At 67.5% G+C, this 18,444-nt stretch carries 21 protein-coding genes; 14 read left to right on the top strand and 7 right to left on the bottom strand.

Features of this window, described 5'->3' with window-relative positions:
• Window positions 1-52 precede the first annotated feature (52 nt).
• On the bottom strand, window positions 53-1,012 hold the full coding sequence (gene ispH / locus CVM50_RS10110; protein ID WP_085889110.1) for a 4-hydroxy-3-methylbut-2-enyl diphosphate reductase: 960 nt from the start codon (window positions 1,010-1,012) through the stop codon (window positions 53-55).
• A gap of 282 nt (window positions 1,013-1,294) precedes the next feature.
• Window positions 1,295-1,867: a LabA-like NYN domain-containing protein gene (locus CVM50_RS10115; protein WP_085889109.1), complete on the bottom strand. Its 573-nt coding sequence runs from the start codon at window positions 1,865-1,867 to the stop codon at window positions 1,295-1,297.
• A gap of 114 nt (window positions 1,868-1,981) precedes the next feature.
• Between CVM50_RS10115 and folK the strand changes: the two genes are divergently transcribed.
• The 5 genes from folK (at window position 1,982) to CVM50_RS10140 (ending at window position 6,990) form a co-directional block, all read left to right on the top strand.
• Window positions 1,982-2,581, top strand: a complete 600-nt coding sequence (gene folK, locus CVM50_RS10120) for a 2-amino-4-hydroxy-6-hydroxymethyldihydropteridine diphosphokinase (protein WP_085889108.1) — start codon at window positions 1,982-1,984, stop codon at window positions 2,579-2,581.
• 189 nt (window positions 2,582-2,770) lie between these two features.
• A complete protein-coding gene (rpoZ, locus tag CVM50_RS10125) occupies window positions 2,771-3,127 on the top strand; it encodes a DNA-directed RNA polymerase subunit omega (protein ID WP_085889107.1) in 357 nt (118 codons plus the stop codon).
• A gap of 91 nt (window positions 3,128-3,218) precedes the next feature.
• Window positions 3,219-5,366, top strand: a complete 2,148-nt coding sequence (locus tag CVM50_RS10130; RefSeq protein ID WP_085889277.1) for a RelA/SpoT family protein — start codon at window positions 3,219-3,221, stop codon at window positions 5,364-5,366.
• A 10-nt stretch (window positions 5,367-5,376) separates the two neighbouring features.
• Window positions 5,377-6,048: a DUF2062 domain-containing protein gene (locus tag CVM50_RS10135; RefSeq protein ID WP_085889106.1), complete on the top strand. Its 672-nt coding sequence runs from the start codon at window positions 5,377-5,379 to the stop codon at window positions 6,046-6,048.
• A 192-nt stretch (window positions 6,049-6,240) separates the two neighbouring features.
• On the top strand, window positions 6,241-6,990 hold the full coding sequence (locus CVM50_RS10140) for a pyridoxine 5'-phosphate synthase (RefSeq protein WP_085889105.1): 750 nt from the start codon (window positions 6,241-6,243) through the stop codon (window positions 6,988-6,990).
• Here the strand turns inward: CVM50_RS10140 and CVM50_RS10145 are convergent, their stop codons facing one another.
• The gene (locus CVM50_RS10145; RefSeq protein WP_085889276.1) at window positions 6,991-7,935 is read right to left on the bottom strand and encodes a LysR substrate-binding domain-containing protein; all 945 of its coding nucleotides are present in this window, start codon (window positions 7,933-7,935) and stop codon (window positions 6,991-6,993) included.
• Window positions 7,936-8,032: 97 nt separating this feature from the next.
• Between CVM50_RS10145 and CVM50_RS10150 the strand changes: the two genes are divergently transcribed.
• From CVM50_RS10150 to era, 6 genes are all read left to right on the top strand, one after another.
• Complete coding sequence (locus CVM50_RS10150; RefSeq protein ID WP_085889104.1) at window positions 8,033-8,221, top strand: hypothetical protein; 189 nt, start codon at window positions 8,033-8,035, stop codon at window positions 8,219-8,221.
• 157 nt (window positions 8,222-8,378) lie between these two features.
• The gene (gene acpS, locus CVM50_RS10155; RefSeq protein ID WP_085889103.1) at window positions 8,379-8,777 is read left to right on the top strand and encodes a holo-ACP synthase; all 399 of its coding nucleotides are present in this window, start codon (window positions 8,379-8,381) and stop codon (window positions 8,775-8,777) included.
• A gap of 464 nt (window positions 8,778-9,241) precedes the next feature.
• Entirely contained in the window at window positions 9,242-10,084 is an 843-nt protein-coding gene (gene lepB / locus CVM50_RS10160) for a signal peptidase I (RefSeq protein ID WP_085889102.1), read from the top strand.
• Window positions 10,085-10,184: 100 nt separating this feature from the next.
• Complete coding sequence (rnc, locus tag CVM50_RS10165; protein WP_085889101.1) at window positions 10,185-10,871, top strand: ribonuclease III; 687 nt, start codon at window positions 10,185-10,187, stop codon at window positions 10,869-10,871.
• Window positions 10,868-11,755: a DMT family transporter gene (locus CVM50_RS10170; RefSeq protein WP_085889100.1), complete on the top strand. Its 888-nt coding sequence runs from the start codon at window positions 10,868-10,870 to the stop codon at window positions 11,753-11,755. The genes rnc and CVM50_RS10170 overlap by 4 nt, the downstream gene beginning before the upstream one ends.
• An 85-nt stretch (window positions 11,756-11,840) precedes the next feature.
• A complete protein-coding gene (era, locus tag CVM50_RS10175) occupies window positions 11,841-12,749 on the top strand; it encodes a GTPase Era (RefSeq protein WP_085889099.1) in 909 nt (302 codons plus the stop codon).
• Window positions 12,750-12,863: 114 nt separating this feature from the next.
• Here the strand turns inward: era and CVM50_RS21330 are convergent, their stop codons facing one another.
• On the bottom strand, window positions 12,864-13,052 hold the full coding sequence (locus tag CVM50_RS21330; protein WP_143515627.1) for a hypothetical protein: 189 nt from the start codon (window positions 13,050-13,052) through the stop codon (window positions 12,864-12,866).
• Between the two features lie 182 nt (window positions 13,053-13,234).
• On the opposite strand from CVM50_RS21330, the gene CVM50_RS10180 reads away from it, so the two are divergent.
• Complete coding sequence (locus CVM50_RS10180; RefSeq protein ID WP_085889098.1) at window positions 13,235-13,564, top strand: DUF1491 family protein; 330 nt, start codon at window positions 13,235-13,237, stop codon at window positions 13,562-13,564.
• 13 nt (window positions 13,565-13,577) lie between these two features.
• On the opposite strand, the gene CVM50_RS10185 is transcribed toward CVM50_RS10180, so the two are convergent.
• On the bottom strand, window positions 13,578-14,201 hold the full coding sequence (locus CVM50_RS10185; RefSeq protein ID WP_085889097.1) for a Pr6Pr family membrane protein: 624 nt from the start codon (window positions 14,199-14,201) through the stop codon (window positions 13,578-13,580).
• A 57-nt stretch (window positions 14,202-14,258) separates the two neighbouring features.
• Here CVM50_RS10185 and recO point away from each other — a divergent pair, with 57 nt between their 5' ends.
• Window positions 14,259-15,011: a DNA repair protein RecO gene (gene recO / locus CVM50_RS10190; RefSeq protein WP_085889096.1), complete on the top strand. Its 753-nt coding sequence runs from the start codon at window positions 14,259-14,261 to the stop codon at window positions 15,009-15,011.
• 158 nt (window positions 15,012-15,169) lie between these two features.
• Here the strand turns inward: recO and CVM50_RS10195 are convergent, their stop codons facing one another.
• Both CVM50_RS10195 and CVM50_RS10200 read right to left on the bottom strand, forming a co-directional pair.
• Entirely contained in the window at window positions 15,170-15,706 is a 537-nt protein-coding gene (locus CVM50_RS10195; protein ID WP_085889095.1) for a TetR/AcrR family transcriptional regulator, read from the bottom strand.
• 165 nt (window positions 15,707-15,871) lie between these two features.
• The gene (locus CVM50_RS10200) at window positions 15,872-16,561 is read right to left on the bottom strand and encodes a fumarylacetoacetate hydrolase family protein (protein ID WP_085889094.1); all 690 of its coding nucleotides are present in this window, start codon (window positions 16,559-16,561) and stop codon (window positions 15,872-15,874) included.
• A gap of 124 nt (window positions 16,562-16,685) precedes the next feature.
• Between CVM50_RS10200 and ade the strand changes: the two genes are divergently transcribed.
• Window positions 16,686-18,386, top strand: a complete 1,701-nt coding sequence (gene ade / locus CVM50_RS10205; RefSeq protein WP_085889093.1) for an adenine deaminase — start codon at window positions 16,686-16,688, stop codon at window positions 18,384-18,386.
• Window positions 18,387-18,444: the final 58 nt, after the last annotated feature.

The following is an 18,444-nucleotide window of genomic DNA, read 5'->3' on the forward strand; positions in this document are numbered from 1 at the left end:
GCGCGGGGTGGGGCAAAGTTCCCTTCTGTCGTGAGCGTTCCTCGCGGAGCCCTCAGGCCGGCTGGCGCAACACGCGGGGCACCTTGAAGGAGACGTTCTCCTTCGCCGTTTCCACCAGTTCCTCGGTCACGTCATATCGCGCCTTCAGGGCGTCTATCACCTCGTTCACCAGGACCTCGGGGGCGGAGGCCCCGGCGGTGATTCCGATCGACCGGATGCCTTCCAGCGACCGCCAGTCGATGTCCGTGGCGCGCTGCACGAGCTGGGCATATTCACAGCCCTGGCGCGCGGCGACCTCGACCAGGCGGCGGGAGTTGGACGAGTTGGGCGCGCCGACGACCAGCATGGCGTCGATGTTGCCGGCCATGGCCTTCACCGATTCCTGGCGGTTGGTGGTGGCGTAGCAGATGTCTTCCTTGTGCGGCCCGACGATGGCCGGGAAGCGCGCCTGCAGGGCCGCGACGATGCCGGCGGTGTCGTCGATGGACAGGGTTGTCTGGGTGACGAAGGCCAGCTGTTCGGGGTCGCGAACCTCCAGCGTGTCGACGTCGGCCTCGGTTTCCACCAGCAGGACCTCGCCCTCGGGCAGCTGGCCCATGGTGCCGATGGTTTCGGGGTGGCCGGCATGGCCGATCATGACGATCTGAAGCCCCTCCTCGGCATGCCGCTCGGCCTCGATGTGGACCTTGGACACCAGCGGGCAGGTGGCGTCGACATAGATCATCTTGCGCGCGGCGGCGGCCTCCGGCACGGCCTTGGGCACGCCATGGGCGGAGAAGATCACCGGCCGGTCGGTCGGACATTCGTCCAGTTCCTCGACGAAGATCGCGCCCTTCTCGCGCAGGCCGTCGACGACGAACTTGTTGTGCACGATCTCGTGACGGACGTAGACCGGCGCCCCCCATTTCTCCAGCGCCATCTCGACGATCTTGATGGCCCGGTCGACGCCGGCGCAGAACCCGCGCGGGGCGGCGAGGTAGAGGGTAAGGGGCGGCTTGGCGGCGGTGGTCATGATGCGTCTCCTGCTGCCCCCCACAGGTAGGGGAGCGGTGGCGGCACGTCCAGAGGGGGGAGGCCCTGCAAAACGGATCGGCGGTGCGATGACGGCTGCGCGGGCGGGATTGGTCTGCCGGTGCGGCAGCCCGGCGCGGCTGGGCCGAGAAATGAGGCCTGGCATGCACCGGTTGGAAAGGGCAGGCGCGGGATCCGGCGGCGGGCAAAGTGGGGCCCGGTGACTGGGGTCCCGATCCTGGGTGCGGCGCCCGCCCGGGGCACCGCAGGGATCTGTCAGGGATCAGGCCGAAGCGCGGGCGCTACGGGTGTCCTCGCTGGGCGTTTCGCGCGGCGGGCGACCGATCACGTCCTTCAGCTCGTCCAGCTCGATGAAGTTGTCGGCCTGGCGGCGCAGTTCATCGGCGATCATCGGCGGCTGGCTGCGGATGGTGGAGACGACCGAGACGCGCACGCCCTGGCGTTGCAGGCTTTCCACCAGCGGGCGGAAGTCGCCGTCGCCGGAGAACAGCACGATGTGATCGACGCGCGGGGCCAGCTCCATCGCATCGACGGTCAGTTCGATGTCCATGTTGCCTTTCACCTTGCGCCGTCCTTGGCTGTCGGTGAATTCCTTGGCGGGCTTGGTCACCATGGTGAAGCCGTTGTAATGCAGCCAGTCGACCAGGGGGCGAATGGGCGAATACTCGTCATTTTCCAGCAGGGCGGTGTAGTAGAAGGCGCGCAGAAGTTTGCCGCGGCGCATGAATTCCTGGCGGAGGAGCTTGTAGTCGATGTCGAACCCGAGCGCCTTGGCGGCGGCATATAGATTCGACCCGTCGATGAACAGCGCAAGCCGTTCGTCTTTGTAGAACATGAATATAACCTTCCCAATTTACCGCCGCGGATCCAATACGGGCTGAGTGAGGGCCCGACCCGGGGCAGGTGAATGAAAATAAATCCTAACTGAGCATGCATCAAGTGATGGAGCATGTCCAAGTCTAAGCGGGAGCACGGTTTGCAGAGCGTGAATCACCATTTCCTGATCGCCCTTGGCGGCAATATCGAGGCCGGTCCCGGGGGCATCGCGGCCACCCTGACAGAGGCGGTGGAGGCGCTGCGGGCAGGGCCCGGCCAGGTCACCGCGGTCAGCCCGTTCTACCGCAGTCCGGCCTTTCCCGCGGGGTCTGGTCCGGACTATATCAACGCCGCCCTGACGCTGGAAAGCGTCGAGTCTCCCGAGGTCCTGTTGGCGCGGTTACATGCTGTCGAGCAAGACTTTGGTCGCGAAAGGAAAACCCGCTGGGGCGCCCGGGTTCTGGACCTCGACCTGATCGCCTGCGACGGGGAAATCCGGCCCGATACGGCCACCCAGACCCGCTGGCGCAGCCTGCCGTTGGCGCGGCAAATGGCAGAGGCCCCGGGGGAGCTGATCCTGCCGCATCCGCGCTTGCAGGACCGGGCGTTCGTCCTCGTGCCGCTGGCCGATGTGGCCCCCGATTGGGTGCATCCCTTGCTGTGCCGTAGCGTGGCGCAGATGTGCCGTGACCTGCCGGCGGAGGACCGCCGGGCGCTGGTTCCGGTGACGTAGCGGCATTTTGCCGTCTGTGCTGGAATTTCGACCAATCCATGCGAGGCGCGGTTCCTTCGGCGCACTGGCGCCCCCCGCCGGGGGGCGTCCAGAATCAGCTTGCTCTCAAGGGGCAGAGGTCTTAGATACCCTCATTCGACCCCCGCTCATGATCCGTTCATGATCCATGCCGCGACCGAGGAGTGACTGATGGCCCGCGTTACCGTTGAAGATTGCGTCGACAAGGTACCGAACCGGTTCGAACTGGTGATGCTTGCTGCCCACCGGGCGCGCGAGATCAGCTCGGGCGGGCCGATCACTGTGGATCGCGACAATGACAAGAACCCTGTCGTCGCCCTGCGCGAGATCGCCGAAGAGACCCAGTCCGCCGACGAGCTGCGCGAGCGCCTGATCGAGTCGAACCAAACCCAGATCGAGGTCGATGAGCCGGAAGAAGACAGCATGGCCCTGCTGATGGGGGCCGAGGCCGCCGACAAGCCGGCCGAGGACGACATGAGCGAAGAAAAGCTGCTGCGCGCCCTCGTCGAGGCTCAGCGCCAGGAGTAAACGATCCATGGGCCCCCGCGATGCCGATGCGGCGGATGCGCCGCGCAGGGAAGAGGGGGCCACGATGGAGGCTGCATCCGAAACCGCGGACATGGTGCCGGTCGAGGAGCTGACCACGCTGGTCAGCGCCTACAATCCCAAATGCAACGCCGGCATGCTGCGTCGCGCCTATGATTTCGGGCGCGAGATGCATGAGGGGCAGTTCCGCCGTTCGGGCGAGCCCTATTTCACCCATCCCATCGCCGTGGCCATGATCCTGGCCGAGCAGAAGCTGGACGATGCCACCATCGTCACGGCCCTGCTGCACGACACCATCGAGGACACCCGCGCTACCTATTCGCAGGTCGCCGAGATGTTTGGCGAGGACGTGGCCGAACTGGTCGATGGCGTCACCAAGCTGACCAACCTGCAACTGTCGTCGAGCGAGACGAAGCAGGCCGAGAACTTCCGCAAGCTGTTCATGGCCATGTCCAAGGACATGCGCGTGATCCTGGTGAAACTGGCCGACCGCCTGCACAACATGCGCACGCTGAAGGCGATGAAGCCGGAGAAGCAGCAGCAGAAGGCGCGGGAGACGATGGACATCTTCGCCCCGCTGGCAGGCCGCATGGGCATGCAGTGGATGCGCGAGGAGCTGGAAGACCTGGCCTTCCGCGTGCTGAACCCCGAGGGACGCAACTCGATCATCCGCCGCTTCCTGATGCTGCAGAACGAAAGCGGCGACGTGATCGAGCGGATCACCAAGGACATGCGCAAGGTACTGTCGGAACATGACGTGCCCGCCCAAGTCTACGGCCGCGCCAAGAAGCCCTATTCGATCTGGCGCAAGATGGAGGAGAAGAAACAAAGCTTCTCCCGCCTCAGCGACATCTACGGCTTCCGCGTCATCACTGAGACCGAGGATGACTGTTATCGCGCCCTGGGGATCATCCACCAGCGGTGGAAGTCGATCCCGGGCCGGTTCAAGGATTACATCAGCCAGCCGAAGTCGAACGGATACCGAAGCATCCACACCACGGTCTCGGGCCGTGACGGCAAGCGCGTGGAGGTGCAGATCCGCACCCGCGCCATGCACGATGTGGCCGAGGCGGGCGTCGCCGCGCACTGGTCCTACAAGGACGGGGTGAAGGCCGAGAACCCCTTCGCCGTCGACCCCACCCGCTGGATCAGCGCGCTGACCGAACAGATGGGCGCCGACGAGGACCACGAGGATTTCCTCGAAGCGGTCAAGCTGGAGATGTATTCCGACAAGGTCTTCTGCTTCACTCCCAAGGGCGAGGTTGTGAAGCTGCCGCGCGGTGCGACGCCGATCGACTTTGCCTATGCGATCCACACCCGCATCGGGTCCGCCTGCGTGGGCGCCAAGATCGACGGCATGCGCGTGCCGCTCTGGACCCGGATCAAGAACGGCCAGTCGGTGGAGATCATCACCGCCGAGGGCCAGGAGCCGCAGGCCACCTGGCTAGACATCGCCACCACGGGCCGCGCCAAGGCCGCCATTCGCCGGGCGCTGCGAGAGGTGGACCGCGAACGCTACATCAAGCTGGGCCGTGAACTGGCGCGCTCTGGCTTTGAACATGTGGGCAAGAAGGCCACCGACAAGGTGCTGGAAACCGCCGCCAAGAAGCTGCGGATCGAGGACGGCAAGGATGAGTTGCTGGCCCAACTGGGCCGGGCCGAACTGCGCGTGGCGCGGGTGGTCAACGTCCTCTACCCCGAGCTGATGGCCAGCGACGAGGGCGAGGCGCTGAGCCGTGACCGCGCCCTGATCGGCCTGGAAAAGGGTCAGAGTTTCAAGCGGGCGCGCTGTTGCCAGCCACTGCCGGGCGAGCGGATCGTCGGCATCACCTGGCGCGGCCGGCCGCTGCAGGTGCATGCCATCGACTGCGAAAGCCTGTCGGCCTACGAGGACCAGCCGGACCGCTGGGTCGACCTGCACTGGCAGGTCGGTCGCCATGCCGCGATCTACGGCGTCACGCTCGACCTCGTTCTTGCAAATGATCCCGGGGTGCTTGGGCGGATTTGCACATTGATCGGGGAGCAGAAGGCCAATATCTCGGACCTTGAGTTCCAGGACCGGAAGCCGGACTTCTACCGCTTGCTGGTCGACGTGGAACTGCGGGATGCGGAACATCTCCACAACCTGATCTCGGCGCTTGAGGCCGAGGCGGATGTGGCCTCTGTCTCGCGCCATCGCAAACCGGAGGAGCCGCCGGCGGCGCCTTCTCCAAGCCCCTGAGGTCGCCCTAGTGGTCTTTAAACGTCGGGACAGACGACCCTACTGGAAGATCGCCTTCGAGTTCTTCTGGCCCCGTGGGGGTTGGACCCGCGCCTTTCATTACGTGAAGCATCGCCTGCGGCGGCTGCCCGATACGCCGGAGAAGATCGCCCGCGGCATTTTTGCCGGGATCTTCACCGTCTTCACGCCCTTCTACGGGATGCATTTCGTCGTCGCGGCCCTGCTGTCGGTGATCCTGCGCGGCAACGTCCTGGCTGCGCTGCTGGCGACATTTGTCGGCAACCCGCTGACCTTCGTGCCCATCGGGGTGGTGTCGCTGCAGACCGGCTACTGGCTGCTTGGCATGCGCAACGGGCCGGGCCCTGCGCCGCATCCCGACGGGATCACCCACGGGTTCGGGGGCAAGTTCGTGGCCGCCGCCGATGACCTGAAGGACAACATCTGGGCGCTGTTCACCGACGTGGATGCCAATTGGCAGGGGCTGGCGACCTTCTACCACGAGATTTTCTTCCCCTACATGGTGGGCGGGCTGATCCCGGGCGTGATCGCCGGGCTGATCGGCTACTGGATCTCGGTGCCGCTGATCCGGGCCTACCAGGCGCGTCGCAAGGGCGCCCTGAAGGCCAAGCTGGCCGCAATGCGGGCCAAGTCCGCCGCCAAGAGCGCCAAGCCGAAACGCTGAGCCATTGGTCGGGCCGGGCGGGGGCTCTGCCCCCCTTGCGCCTGCGGCGCAATTCCCCCCGGAGTATTTTCGACGAAGTGAAGACAGGGGCGGGCCGCGCCGGGTCCGGCGTGGCGCCTCGGAGGCTTTTGGGGGGTGGCGCTTGGGTCAGGGCTGCGGCATGAATTGGCGCAACGCGAAGGGAGTCCCGTCATGAGCGATCAGCCGAAACTGCGTCTGGGTGTGAACATCGACCATGTGGCCACGGTGCGCAACGCGCGCGGCGGCGCCTATCCCGATCCGCTGCGCGCGGCGAAACTGGCCGAGGAGGCGGGGGCCGATGGCATCACCGCACACCTGCGTGAGGATCGCCGCCATATCTCGGACGCCGACATCGAGGCGCTGGCCGCGGCGCTGACCGTGCCGCTGAACTTCGAGATGGCCGCCACCGACGAAATGCAGGCCATCGCCCTGCGCCACAAGCCCCACGCGGTCTGCATCGTGCCCGAAAAGCGTGAGGAACGGACCACCGAGGGCGGGCTGGAAGTGGCGCGCGAGGAGAACCGTTTGGCCCATTTCATCGCGCCCCTGCGCGAGGCGGGCTGCCGGGTGTCGATCTTCATCGCCGCCGACCGTGCCCAGATCGAGGCCGCCAACCGCATCGGTGCCGAGGTGATCGAGCTGCACACCGGCGCCTATTGCGACGCCCATGCCGAGGGTCGTTTCGACGACCGCGACGCGGAACTGGAGCGGCTGCGCGAGATGGCGGCCTTCGGTCATTCCCTGGGGCTGGAGGTCCACGCGGGCCATGGTCTGACCTACGACACCGTCGTGCCCGTCGCCGCCTTCCCCGAGCTGCGCGAGCTGAACATCGGTCATTTCCTGATCGGCGAGGCGATCTTCCGCGGGCTGCCGACGGCGATCACCGAGATGCGCCGGCTGATGGATGAGGCGCGGGCCTGATCAGGCCCCGCCGCTTCGCAGGCCGCCACCGTTTCCACCGTTGACGATGCCGCGGTGGCCGAGCCCCTCCGCCCCGGTGCTGTCGATCAGCCACTTGCGGAACAGCCGCTGTTCGGGGGACAGCGACAGCTCTCCGTGCGACAGCAGCCAGTAGCGCAGGTCGGTGCGGTGAAAGCGCGGGATCGGCGCGCAGACCCGCCCCTGGTCCAGCGCATCCCGGCAGAGCGTCTCGAAGCTGAGGAAGACCCCTGCCCCCGACATTGCCGCATCGAGGCAGAGCGAGGCTTCGGAAAACTCCGGCCCGTCTCGCAAGGGCAGGCCGCCCGCACCTTCCGGGGCCAGCCAGTCGTCCCAGGTGAACATCGCGTTGGTGTCGCGGATGATCGGCACCGAGGCGAAATCCTGCTGGCTGGTGATCGTGCGCGCCATTTCCGGCGAACAGACCGGCACGATGCGCAGCGCAAACAGCGCCTGGGCGCGCAGCCCGGGGTAGGGGCCGCGCCCGATGCGGATGGCAAAGTCGATCTCGCCGTCGTTGGGATCGGCCAGGGCCGCCTGGCTGTCCAGCCGCACCTTGATGTCCGGGAAGTCGCGGTAGAAGCCCGGCAGCCGCCAGATCAGCCAGCGCGCGGCGAAGATCGGCGCGCAGGACAGCGACAGCTGCCCGCCCCGGTCGCGCCGCCCCAGCTCCGCCGCCGCCGTCAGCTGGCGAAAGCCCGAGGTCAGCAGGCGAAAGAACTCCTCGGTGCCGGGCAGCGGGCGCAGCCCCTCGGGGCGGCGATCGAAGAGCCTGTGGCCCAGGGTCTCTTCGGCGCGCGCCACCTGTTGTGACACGGCCCCCGGGGTGATGCCCAGTTCGGTCGCGGCCAGCCGCAGGGCGCCGGTACGGGCCACGGCCTCAACCGCGCGCAGGTTGTTCAGGTGAAGACGGTTCAGTGGGTTCATATAGATCACCTAAACTCGACTATACCTTTGCTGCAATTAAAAAGGGTCTGGCGCGTCCCTATGTTGGGTTCATCTGAAACCAAGAAAGGAGAAAGCCATGTTCAATTGGTTCCGTTCTGCCCCTCGCGCGACCTCGCGCGAGCCGATGGACACCCCCGAGATCGCCCGGATGACCCCGCGCGAACTGGCCGACTTGCCGCTGGTGCCGCCGATGGCGCCCGCGCGCGAGGCAAGCCGGGACAGCCGCATGGCCGCGCCCGCGGCCGCCCGCCCCGCGGCCTGCTGAAGGCCCGCCCGGCGGAGGCGCCCCCCGGGCGCCGTATTTCCCAATCCGAATGTCGTGTCCTTGCGACCCTGTCGCGGTGCGTCATGTGCCGCGAAATAGCTGTTGAATCCCACCCCCGACCCGCGCCAGTTTTGTCCCCTGCAACAAGGGGCATGGCATGATCCTGGGAATCGGAACGGACCTGGCGAATATCGACCGCATCCAGCGCGTGCTGGACCGCCATGGCGACCGGTTCCGCAACCGGGTCTTCACCCCCATCGAACAGGCCAAGGCCGCGCGCCGCAAGGACGAGGCCGGTACCTATGCCAAACGCTGGGCCGCAAAGGAGGCCTGCTCCAAGGCGCTTGGCACCGGGCTGGCCATGGGCATCGCCTGGAAGGACATGGCCGTCAGCAATCTCGGCACCGGACAGCCCGTCATGGCCCTGACCGGCTGGGCTGCCGACCGCCTGGCGGAGATGACGCCCCCTGGGCATGAGGCCATCGTCCACGTCACCCTGACCGATGACCACCCCTGGGCCCAGGCCTTCGTGGTGATCGAGGCGCGCCCGCTGTAGCGCGGGGCTTGTCCGGGAGGGCCAGCTTCGGCGCTCCTGTCCTGCGCGTTTGCCCGCATCGGGCCGGTCGACCAGGATACTTTCAGACAGAAAATGAACGAACCTCTCGCCCATGACGGAGCGAGAGACCCATTTCCGGGCGCGGTCATCGGGATCTACCTCCCTGTACCGCACTCCCAGGCTCGACGATTCAGGTTGAGAAACCCTTCCCTGCTATTTGTTGGCCGGAAATATCCCCGCCGGAGGCCTGCGGCTTTCGCAGAAAGTCGCAACCGCCCGCCCGGCCCAGGGGCGGCACGGTCGTGACCTCGCGCCCCGTTGCCCGCACCCCGTGAAACACGTTCCCGAGACCGTTCGGCGCCTTTTCCCCGGCCCGTGTTGACTTGTCCGCCTGCCCCCCGCATGAAAGCCGGGCTGCTTCGCAAGGGCGAGGCGTACCACCAGGCAGGAAGGACCGGACGGGCATGGCCAAGGCTGAGGGCGAGAGCAGTTTCCTGTGGGAAACCATCAAGACGATCTTCTGGGCGCTGATCATCGCGGGGGTCTTCCGCAGTGTCTTCTTCCAGCCGTTCTGGATCCCCTCGGGCTCGATGAAGGACACGCTCCTGGTCGGCGACTTCCTCTTCGTGAACAAGATGTCCTACGGCTACTCCTACGCCTCCTGCCCGAACATCCGCATCCAGCGCTTCGGCATCGACCTGGATGCCAAGGACCTCTGCGGTTTCCTCGACAACGACAACACCCGCCTGTTCGGTTCGGAGCCGGAGCGCGGGGACGTGGCCGTCTTCCGGCATCCGGTCAGCGGAGAGGACTATATCAAGCGGGTCATCGGCCTGCCGGGCGACCGCATCCAGATGATCGATTCGGTGCTGCACATCAACGGCGAGGCCGTCGAGATGGAGCCCGCAGGCACCTTCGTGGAACCCTACGGTCCGCAGGGCCCCCAGGGGCGCATGCCGCGTTGCTTCAACGATGCCACCGTCGGCCTGGGCGGCACCTGTGAAAAGGAACGCTTCCTGGAAACGCTGCCCAATGGCGTGACCCATTCGGTGCTGAACGTGGGCTATTCCTCGCGCGCGGATGACACCGCCGTCTTCACCGTGCCCGAGGGCGAGTATTTCATGATGGGCGACAACCGGGACAACTCCACCGATTCGCGCTTCTCCCAGGCGGGCGGCGGCGTGGGCTTCGTGCCCTACGAGAACCTGATCGGCCGGGCCAACCGGGTGATCTTCTCCTCCGCGGGCCGCTCGTTGCTGTTCTTCTGGGACTGGCGCGGCGACCGCTTCCTGGAGCCGATCGAGTAACGCGCCCAGGGGCGCAGGACCCTTCCGGCAAAGCCGCGGCCCTTGCACGGGCGGCGGCTTTGCGCTTTTTAAGGCGGCAATCCGCAGCGGGAACCGGCGTATGAAGATTTCAAGCGAGTTGAAGGCCTTTCAGGCGCGGCTGGGACATGACTTTGCCCGGCCCGAACTGATGATGCGCGCGGTCACCCACAGCTCCGTTTCCTCGCCCACGCGGCCCGACAACCAACGGCTGGAGTTCCTCGGCGACCGGGTGCTGGGCCTCGTCATGGCCGAGGCGCTTCTGTTCGAGGACACGGGCGCCAGCGAGGGCCAGCTGGCCCCGCGGTTCAACGCGCTGGTGCGCAAGGAGGCCTGCGCCGAGATCGCCCGCGAGATCGAACTGGGCGCGGTGCTGAAGCTGGGCCGCTCGGAACAGATGTCCGGCGGGCGGCGCAAGCAGGCGCTGCTGGGCGACGCGATGGAGGCGGTGATTGCCGCCGTCTACCTCGATGCCGGTTTCGATGCCGCGAAGGCAATGATCCTGCGTCTCTGGGGGCAGCGCATCAAGGATGTCGAGGAAGACGCCCGCGACGCCAAGACCGCGCTGCAGGAATGGGCCCAGGCCCGGCGACAGCCGCCGCCCGCCTATGTGGAACTGGCCCGCGAGGGTCCGGATCACGCCCCCGTTTTCACCATCGCCGCACGTCTGAAGTCCGGCGAGGAGGCCCAGGCCCAGGCAACCTCGAAACGCGCCGCCGAACAGCAGGCCGCCGCGCGGTTGCTGGCCCGGCTGGAGACCGAGGGGTGAGCGCGAACCTGCGCGGCAGCCTCTTCATGGTCCTGGCGATGATCGGCTTCGCCATCGAGGACGCCATCTTCAAGGGGATCGTCACCACCCTGCCGCCCGGGTTCACCACGCTGCTCTTCGGCCTCATCGGCACGCTGCTGTTTTCCGGCCTCTGCTGGCAGGCCGGAGAACCGGCGCTGACCCGCGACGCGCTGCGCCCGCGCCTGCTGATCCGTTCGGCCATCGAACTGGTGGGGCGGTTGTTCTTCGCGCTCGCGCTGGCCTTCACGCCCCTCAGCTCCACCTCCGCGATCCTGCAGGCCGCGCCGCTTTTCGTTACCCTGGGGGCCGCCGTCCTGCTGGGGGAGAAGGTCGGGCCGCGCCGCTGGATCGCCATGGCCTTCGGGTTTCTGGGCGTGCTGCTGATCCTGAAGCCCACGCCCGCCGCCTTTGAGCCGCAATCGGTCTTTGCCCTGCTGGGGATGATCGGCTTCGCCGGGCGCGACCTGGCCACGCGCATGGCGCCGCCGGCCGTGTCGGGTCGCCAGCTGGGCACCCTGGGTTTCCTGGTCATCACCTGTGCGGGCCTCGTTTTCATGATCTTCGACACCGCGCCGCCGCGCCTGCCGGAGGCGGGGGAGGGCGCGCGGGTGCTGGCCCTGGGGCTCGTCGGGGTCTCGGCCTATATGGCGCTGACCGTGGCGATGCGGTCTGGCGAGGTCTCGGTCGTGGCCCCCTTCCGCTATTCGCGGCTGCTGATCGCCCTCTTGATCGCCTACCTGTTCTTCGGCGAACGCCCCGACCTCTGGACGCTGGCGGGCGGTCTGCTGATCGTGGTGTCCGGGACCTACACGCTGATGCGCTCGGGGCGGGGCGCAGTGCCCCCCGCGCCCGAGGGGCCGTGATCCGTGGATCACAGCATGGCAGACAGGGCTGGCGCGCTGCGTTAAAAGCCTCTAGAGAGCGCACTTCGCTTGAAGGACGGATAGCATGAGCACATCGGCGGGCTTCGTCGCCCTGATCGGAGAGCCCAATGCGGGCAAGTCGACCCTGACCAACCGCATGGTGGGGGCCAAGGTCTCGATCGTCACCCACAAGGTGCAGACCACCCGCGCGCGCATTCGCGGCGTGGCGATGGAGGGTGAGGCACAGCTGGTCTTCGTCGACACGCCGGGCCTGTTCCGCCCGCGTCGCCGTCTGGACCGCGCCATGGTCGCCGCCGCCTGGGGCGGCGCGGCCGATGCCGACGTGATCGTCCTGCTGATCGAGGCGCATCGCGGCATCACGCCGGGTGTCGAGGCGATCCTCGACGGTCTCGACAAGCTGCCCAAGGGCCGCAAGGTCGCCCTGGCGATCAACAAGATCGACCGGGTGGAATCGCCGGTGCTGCTGTCCCTGACCGACGAGATGAACAAGCGGTTTCCCTTCGAGGAGACCTTCATGATCTCCGCCGAGAAGGGCCACGGGGTGCAGGCGCTGCGCAGCTGGCTGGCCGAGCAGATGCCCGAGGGCCCCTGGCTCTACCCCGAGGACCAGATCGCGGATCTGCCGATGCGCATGATCGCCGCCGAGATCACCCGGGAGAAGCTGACCCTGCGCCTGCACCAGGAGCTGCCCTATCAGCTGACCGTGGAGACCGAGCACTGGGAAGAGCGCAAGGATGGCTCGGCCCGGATCGACCAGATGGTCTATGTCAGCCGCGATGGCCACAAGGGCATCGTGCTGGGCAAGAAGGGCGAGACGATCAAGGCCGTCAGCAAGGCCGCCCGCGAGGAGCTGGAAGAGTTCCTGGGCCGCAAGGTGCACCTGTTCCTGCAGGTGAAGCTGCGCGAGAACTGGCTGGAAGAGGCCGAGCGCTATTCTGAGATGGGCTTGGATTTCAAGGACGGCAACGCCTGATCCCTGGGCCTGTCGCGACAGGTGGACAGGGCGCGCTCTGCCCGCTTTTGAGCCTATGGGTCTACCGGGATGATCGTCCAGGGCTGCCAAGGGGCTGCCCTGAGCGTCGGCGCGTCAGCTTTCGGCGCCGGCGCGTCTGGCGCGGCGGCGGGCGGCGATGCGCCACCACAGGACGCCTGCCAGCAGCAGCACGGCCCCGGCCGCATGCAGCCCGGCACCAGTGAGGCCAGGCGCCAGCCCCGTCAGGAAGGCCCCGGAGCCCGCAAGGCCCAGGGCGATGAGGATCATTGCTGGTATCGGCATGGTCGCTCCTTCCTGGTTGGGCCGGCATCTTCCTGGTACGGGACGGGGCCGACCGGAGGACCCTAGGCAGGAAATCGGACGAAAGAAAGGCGCGCGGTCGGACCGCTGGCGCTGACCACGGGTGACTTGTGCGCCGGGCGCGCGGCATGTCATGGGGAAGCATCCCGTCCAAGGAGAGCGACATGCGGCTGACAGCCCGGTTCTGGATCGACGCCTACCTGGCCCGTCTGCGGCTGGCCGATATTCCCGCCTTCGTCACCGCCCATGGCGATGACCATGCGGGCGCCGTGCTGGTGAAGATGAACACGCTGGACGGGCAGGCCGTGCTCTATCAGCGCAGTTTCGACCTGATGACCGGCGCGCGTCGCTGGACGGTCCTGAGCGAGGGCGAGGAGCGCGCGATGGACGAGGCCGTGGCGCGGCAGCGCGGTTTTGATCCGGACCTCTGGGTGGTCGAGGTGGAGGACCGGCAGGGCCGTCACCTGCTGGACGAACCCGGCCTGGCGGAGTGAGCGGCGCGGCGCCTCAGCGCCGCAGCAGCCGGGCGACGAACAGCAGCACCAGGCCGCCGGCGAAGAAGCCCAGCCCGATCATCCCCGACCAGACCGCGACCCCGTCCCAGCGGACCTGCTCGGGATCGAGGAAGAAATAGGGGTAGAAGCCGTCCGACCGGCCCCGCGCCAGGGCATAGCCGATGTAGATCCCCGGCCAGCCCAGCCAGGCCACCGCGGCCCAGGGGCGCATCCGGTCCTTGCGGGCGAAGACCAGCCACCACAGCAGCACCGCGGCGGGCAGCACCGTATGCAACCCGTGATCGGCCCAGAGCTCCAGCCCCGTCAGCCCCTCGCGCGCCAGCAGCAGATGGTAGATCGCCGCCGTCATGCCTTCCCACAGGGCCAGCCCGCCCAGCCACAGCCGATGCGCGGCGCGGCGCGTGGCGCCCATGCCCGCAAAGGTCACCAGCGCCAGCAGGGCCGTCAGGTTGGTGAAATAGCGCAGCATGTGCCAGGCGGTGTCGAGCGCGCTGTACTCCGGGTACAGAGCCGCCGTGACCAGCGCCTGGGCGCCAAGCGTAACCAGCGCCAGAAGCGCGATCAGCCGGGCGGTCAGGCGGGCGGGAGCATTGAGGGCGTTGGAGCGAAAATCCATGGCCCGGAAGCTGCTTGATCTTGCCCCGGGTCGCAACCCCACCGATGATGTGTCGGCATGGAATGGCGTGACGAGGGAATATTGCTGGCGGTGCGTCCGCATGGCGAAAGCGCGGCGATCGCCGAGGTCTTCACCGAGGCCCGCGGACGCCATGCCGGGTTGATCCGCGGGGGCGCCTCGCGCCGCCTGGCGCCGGTGTTGCAGCCCGGCGCGCAGCTGGACATCACCTGGCGCGCGCGGCTGGAGGACCAGCTGGGAAATTTCACCGTCGAGCCAGTCCGCTCGCGCGCTGCCCAATCCCTGGGCGACCGGCTGGCGCTGGCCGGGCTGGGATCCGTCTGTGCCCTGCTCTCCTTCGCCCTGCCGGAACGGGAGGCGCATGGGCGCCTCTATCGGCAGACTGAGCAGTTGCTGGACCTGCTGGAGCAGGGGGACGTCTGGCCGCTGGCCTATCTGCGGTGGGAAATGGCGCTGCTGGAGGATACGGGCTTCGGCCTCGACCTGACGGCCTGTGCAGTAACCGGCGCGGTGGAGGGGCTTGCGTTCGTCTCGCCGCGGACGGGGCGGGCAGTGACGCGGGCCGGGGCGGGGGACTACGTGGATCGGCTGTTGCCGCTGCCGCCGGTGCTGCGCGGCGAGGGGCTGGCCCCGGATGCGGAGGTCGTTGCGGGGCTGCGGGTGACCGGGCATTTCCTGGAAAACCACCTGGCGCCGGAACTGGGCACGAAACCTCTGCCCGAGGCGCGGGCGCGGCTGGTGCGGCAGATCGAAAAACGGTTGGGAGAGGCGGCGCCGAGGCAGGCCGGGTGACCAGTCGCGGGCCTGGCCCTGGGGCCCGGCGCGATCCCGACGTTCCGCATCCTGGGCAAGGCCGGGGGAGGTGGCCCGGGCGAGGCCGGCGCCGGGGGCGCGCGACCCGCCCTCTTTCGGGGCCTTTGGGGAGAGAATGGGGTGGGCGTCGGTCCTGCTCAGCGCAGGGCCAGCACCAGATCGACCAGCGTATCCAGCGGGGCCGTGTCGTCGCTGTCTTCGGCGCCCGCGATCTGCGGCAGGCCGATCTGGGCGGCGTAAAGCAGGCGGGCGATCTCCGGATTGGTCACCCCGATCCGCGTCAGCAGCTCTTGCAGGTGATCCAGACGGGCCGCGTCGATCTGCGCCAGGGTTTCCGCCGCCGTCGGGTCCGTACGGGCCCAGGCGCGCATCGCGGCCTCGGCCGCAGGCTCGGAGGAGAACCCGTCGCGGACCAGCGCATGAAGCTGGGCCACGGCCTCGGTCCGGTCGGAGGGCGTCTCGGCCAGCAGGCCACCGGCCTCGCTGCCCCAGAATTTCAGCAGGGCCTGCCGGAACGCCGGCACATCGGGAAAATGCCAGTAGAAGGAGCCCTTGGTGGTCTCCAGGCTGCGGGCAAGGGGTTCGGCCTTCAGCGCTTCGGGACCGGCAGCGCTGAGGGCGTCCAGACCGGCGCGAAGCCAGTCGTCGGGGGAAAGTCGTGACCGTTTACTCATGGGTCAGACGGTATCGGAGCTGCCGTGGCGCAGCAATCGGCAGGATGTGACAGCGGTCACATTCGCGGATGTCCATCGTGCTTTCTGTCCCGGTGTGAGCAAAGAATTGCCTATCTGTGCGGCGACGCCGCGGCCTTTGGCCCCGGGGCTATGTCGGGTGACATATCAGGCCGCCTGACCCAGGGTCAGCGTCACCGGCGACAGGCCGTCGATGCGGCCCGTGAGGGTCATGCCGGGGGTGACCGGGCCGACGCCCTCGGGGGTGCCGGTCAGCACCAGGTCCCCCGGGCGCAGGTGGTAGAAGCCCGAGAGATGGGCCAGAAGATGCGGCACGTCATGGATCATCAGGTCCAGGGTGGAGGCCTGGCGCGTCGCGCCGTCCACCTCCAGCGTGATCGCCCGTCCGGTCAGAGCGCCGACGTCCGTGGCGCGGGTCAGCGGGCTCAGCACCGTGCCGCCTTCGACGTCCTTGCCCAGGTCCCAGGGGCGCTGCTTCTTGCGCTCGGCGATCTGCAGGTCGCGCCGGGTCATGTCCAACCCGGTGCCATAGCCATAGACCGCGCCCGCCGCGTCCTGCGGCGTGGCTCGGAAGAGCTCTGCGCCCAGGGCCACCACCAGCTCCACCTCGTGGTGGAAGTCCGAGGTGCCCGGCGGGTAGGGCAGGGTCGCGCCGGTCAGAACCATGTTCGCGGGCGACTTGGTGAAATAGAACGGCTGCTCGGGCACCTCGTTGCCCATCTCGGCGGCATGGGCCGCGTAGTTGCGCCCGACACAGAAGATGCGGCGCACGGGATAGCCCTGCGCCTCCTCCAGGACGGGGAGGTCGGGGATGGGCGGCAGGTCGAAGAGGGGCATGGGCGATCCTTTGCTGCGATGCTCCAGAGGTAGCGGGCGCCCGGGCGGGCGGCAAGAGAGGGCTGCGCTGGACAAGCGGGCGGGCATGGGGCCTGTTGGGGGAAACCAGCGACGGAGGCCCGCAATGGCACAGGAACAGCTTGATGAGATGATTGCCCAGGGGCGCGGCGATGCGCCCGCCGACCTGGTGCTGAAGGGCGGTCGGGTCTGGGACATGGTGACGGGGATGGAGGTGCCGGGCGACGTGGCCATCTGCGGCAGCCGCATTGTCGGCATCGGAGAGACCTACGAGGGCCAGCGCGAGATCGACGTGACCGGCAAGCTGTTGGTGCCCGGGTTCATCGACACGCATCTGCATATCGAAAGCTCGATGGTGACGCCTTTTGAGTTCGACCGCTGTGTCGGCCCGCGCGGGGTGACCACGGCGATCTGCGACCCGCATGAGATCGCCAATGTGATCGGCGTGCCCGGCATCCGCTATTTCCAGGAGGCCGCCCGCCGCACCCTGATGGACATCCGGGTGAATCTTTCGTCCTGCGTGCCGTCGTCGCATATGGAAACCGCCGGGGCCGAGATTACGGCCGCCGATCTTGCCCCGCTGAAGGGGCATTCCCAGGGCATCGGCCTGGCGGAGTTCATGAACTACCCCGGCGTGATCTTCCGCGACCCCGGCTGCATGGAAAAGCTGGAGCTGTTCCGGGGCGAACATATCGACGGCCATTGCCCGCAGCTGTCGGGCCGCGACCTGAACGCCTATGTCGCCGCCGGCATCCGGACGGAGCATGAGGCGACCACGGCAGAGGAGGCGCGGGAGAAGCTGCAGAAGGGGATGCGGGTGCTGATCCGCGAAGGCTCCGTTTCCAAGGACCTGCACGCGCTGCAACCGCTGCTGACCGACATCACCAGCGCCTACATGTGCCTGTGCACCGACGACCGGAACCCGCTGGACATCGGCGAGCATGGGCATCTGGACTACATGATCCGCGAGCTGATCCGCCTCGGGTCGTCGCCGCTGGCGGTCTACCGTGCCGCCTCGCTGTCTGCGGCAGAGGCCTTCGGTCTGAAGGATCGCGGCCAGATCGCGCCGGGCAAGCGCGCCGACATCGTGGTGCTGGACGACCCGGCCCAGTGCCGTGCCGAGATGGTGCTGGCCGGCGGCGTGGTGGTCGACGATGCCGCCTTCGCCGCGCGCGACCTGATCGACCCGGTGGGCCGCAACTCGGTCAAGGCGCGCCAGGTCACCGGCGCCAACTTCCGCACCTCGGCCAACCATGAGGATACGGATGTGATCGGCATCGACGAAGGCCGCATCATCACCCGCCACCTGCATGAGGACATCGCCATCACCGACGGCGACAAGCGCCCCGACGTGTCCCGTGATCTGGTGAAGATCGCCGTGGTCGAACGCCATGGCAAGAACGGCAATATCGCCACCGGCTTCGTGCAGGGCTTCGGCCTGCAACGGGGCGCCATCGCTTCGACCGTCTGCCACGATCACCACAACATCGCCTGCGTTGGCGTCGATTACGATGACATGGCCCTGGCCGCCAACCGGTTGGGGGAGATCGAGGGCGGGTTCGTCGTGGTCGAAGGTGGCCGCGTCCTGGCCGAGGTCGCCCTTCCGGTGGCGGGCCTGATGAGCCTGGAGCCCTTCGAGGTGGTGCGGGACGCGCTGGTCGATCTGCGCGCCGCCGCCAAGGGGCTGGGCGTGACACTGGAAGAACCCTTCCTGCAACTGGCCTTCCTCGCTCTGCCGGTCATCCCAGCGCTGAAGATCACCGACCGGGGTATGGTGGACGTCGAGAAGTTCGAGATCATTTCCTGACCTGATTTCGCTTTGCGGAAATTGTTTCCGCAAAACTTGACCCCCTCTCCGCGAGGGC

Origin of the sequence: Pseudooceanicola marinus, assembly GCF_002786295.1 — a bacterium.
Classification (GTDB): Bacteria; Pseudomonadota; Alphaproteobacteria; order Rhodobacterales; family Rhodobacteraceae; genus Pseudooceanicola; species Pseudooceanicola marinus.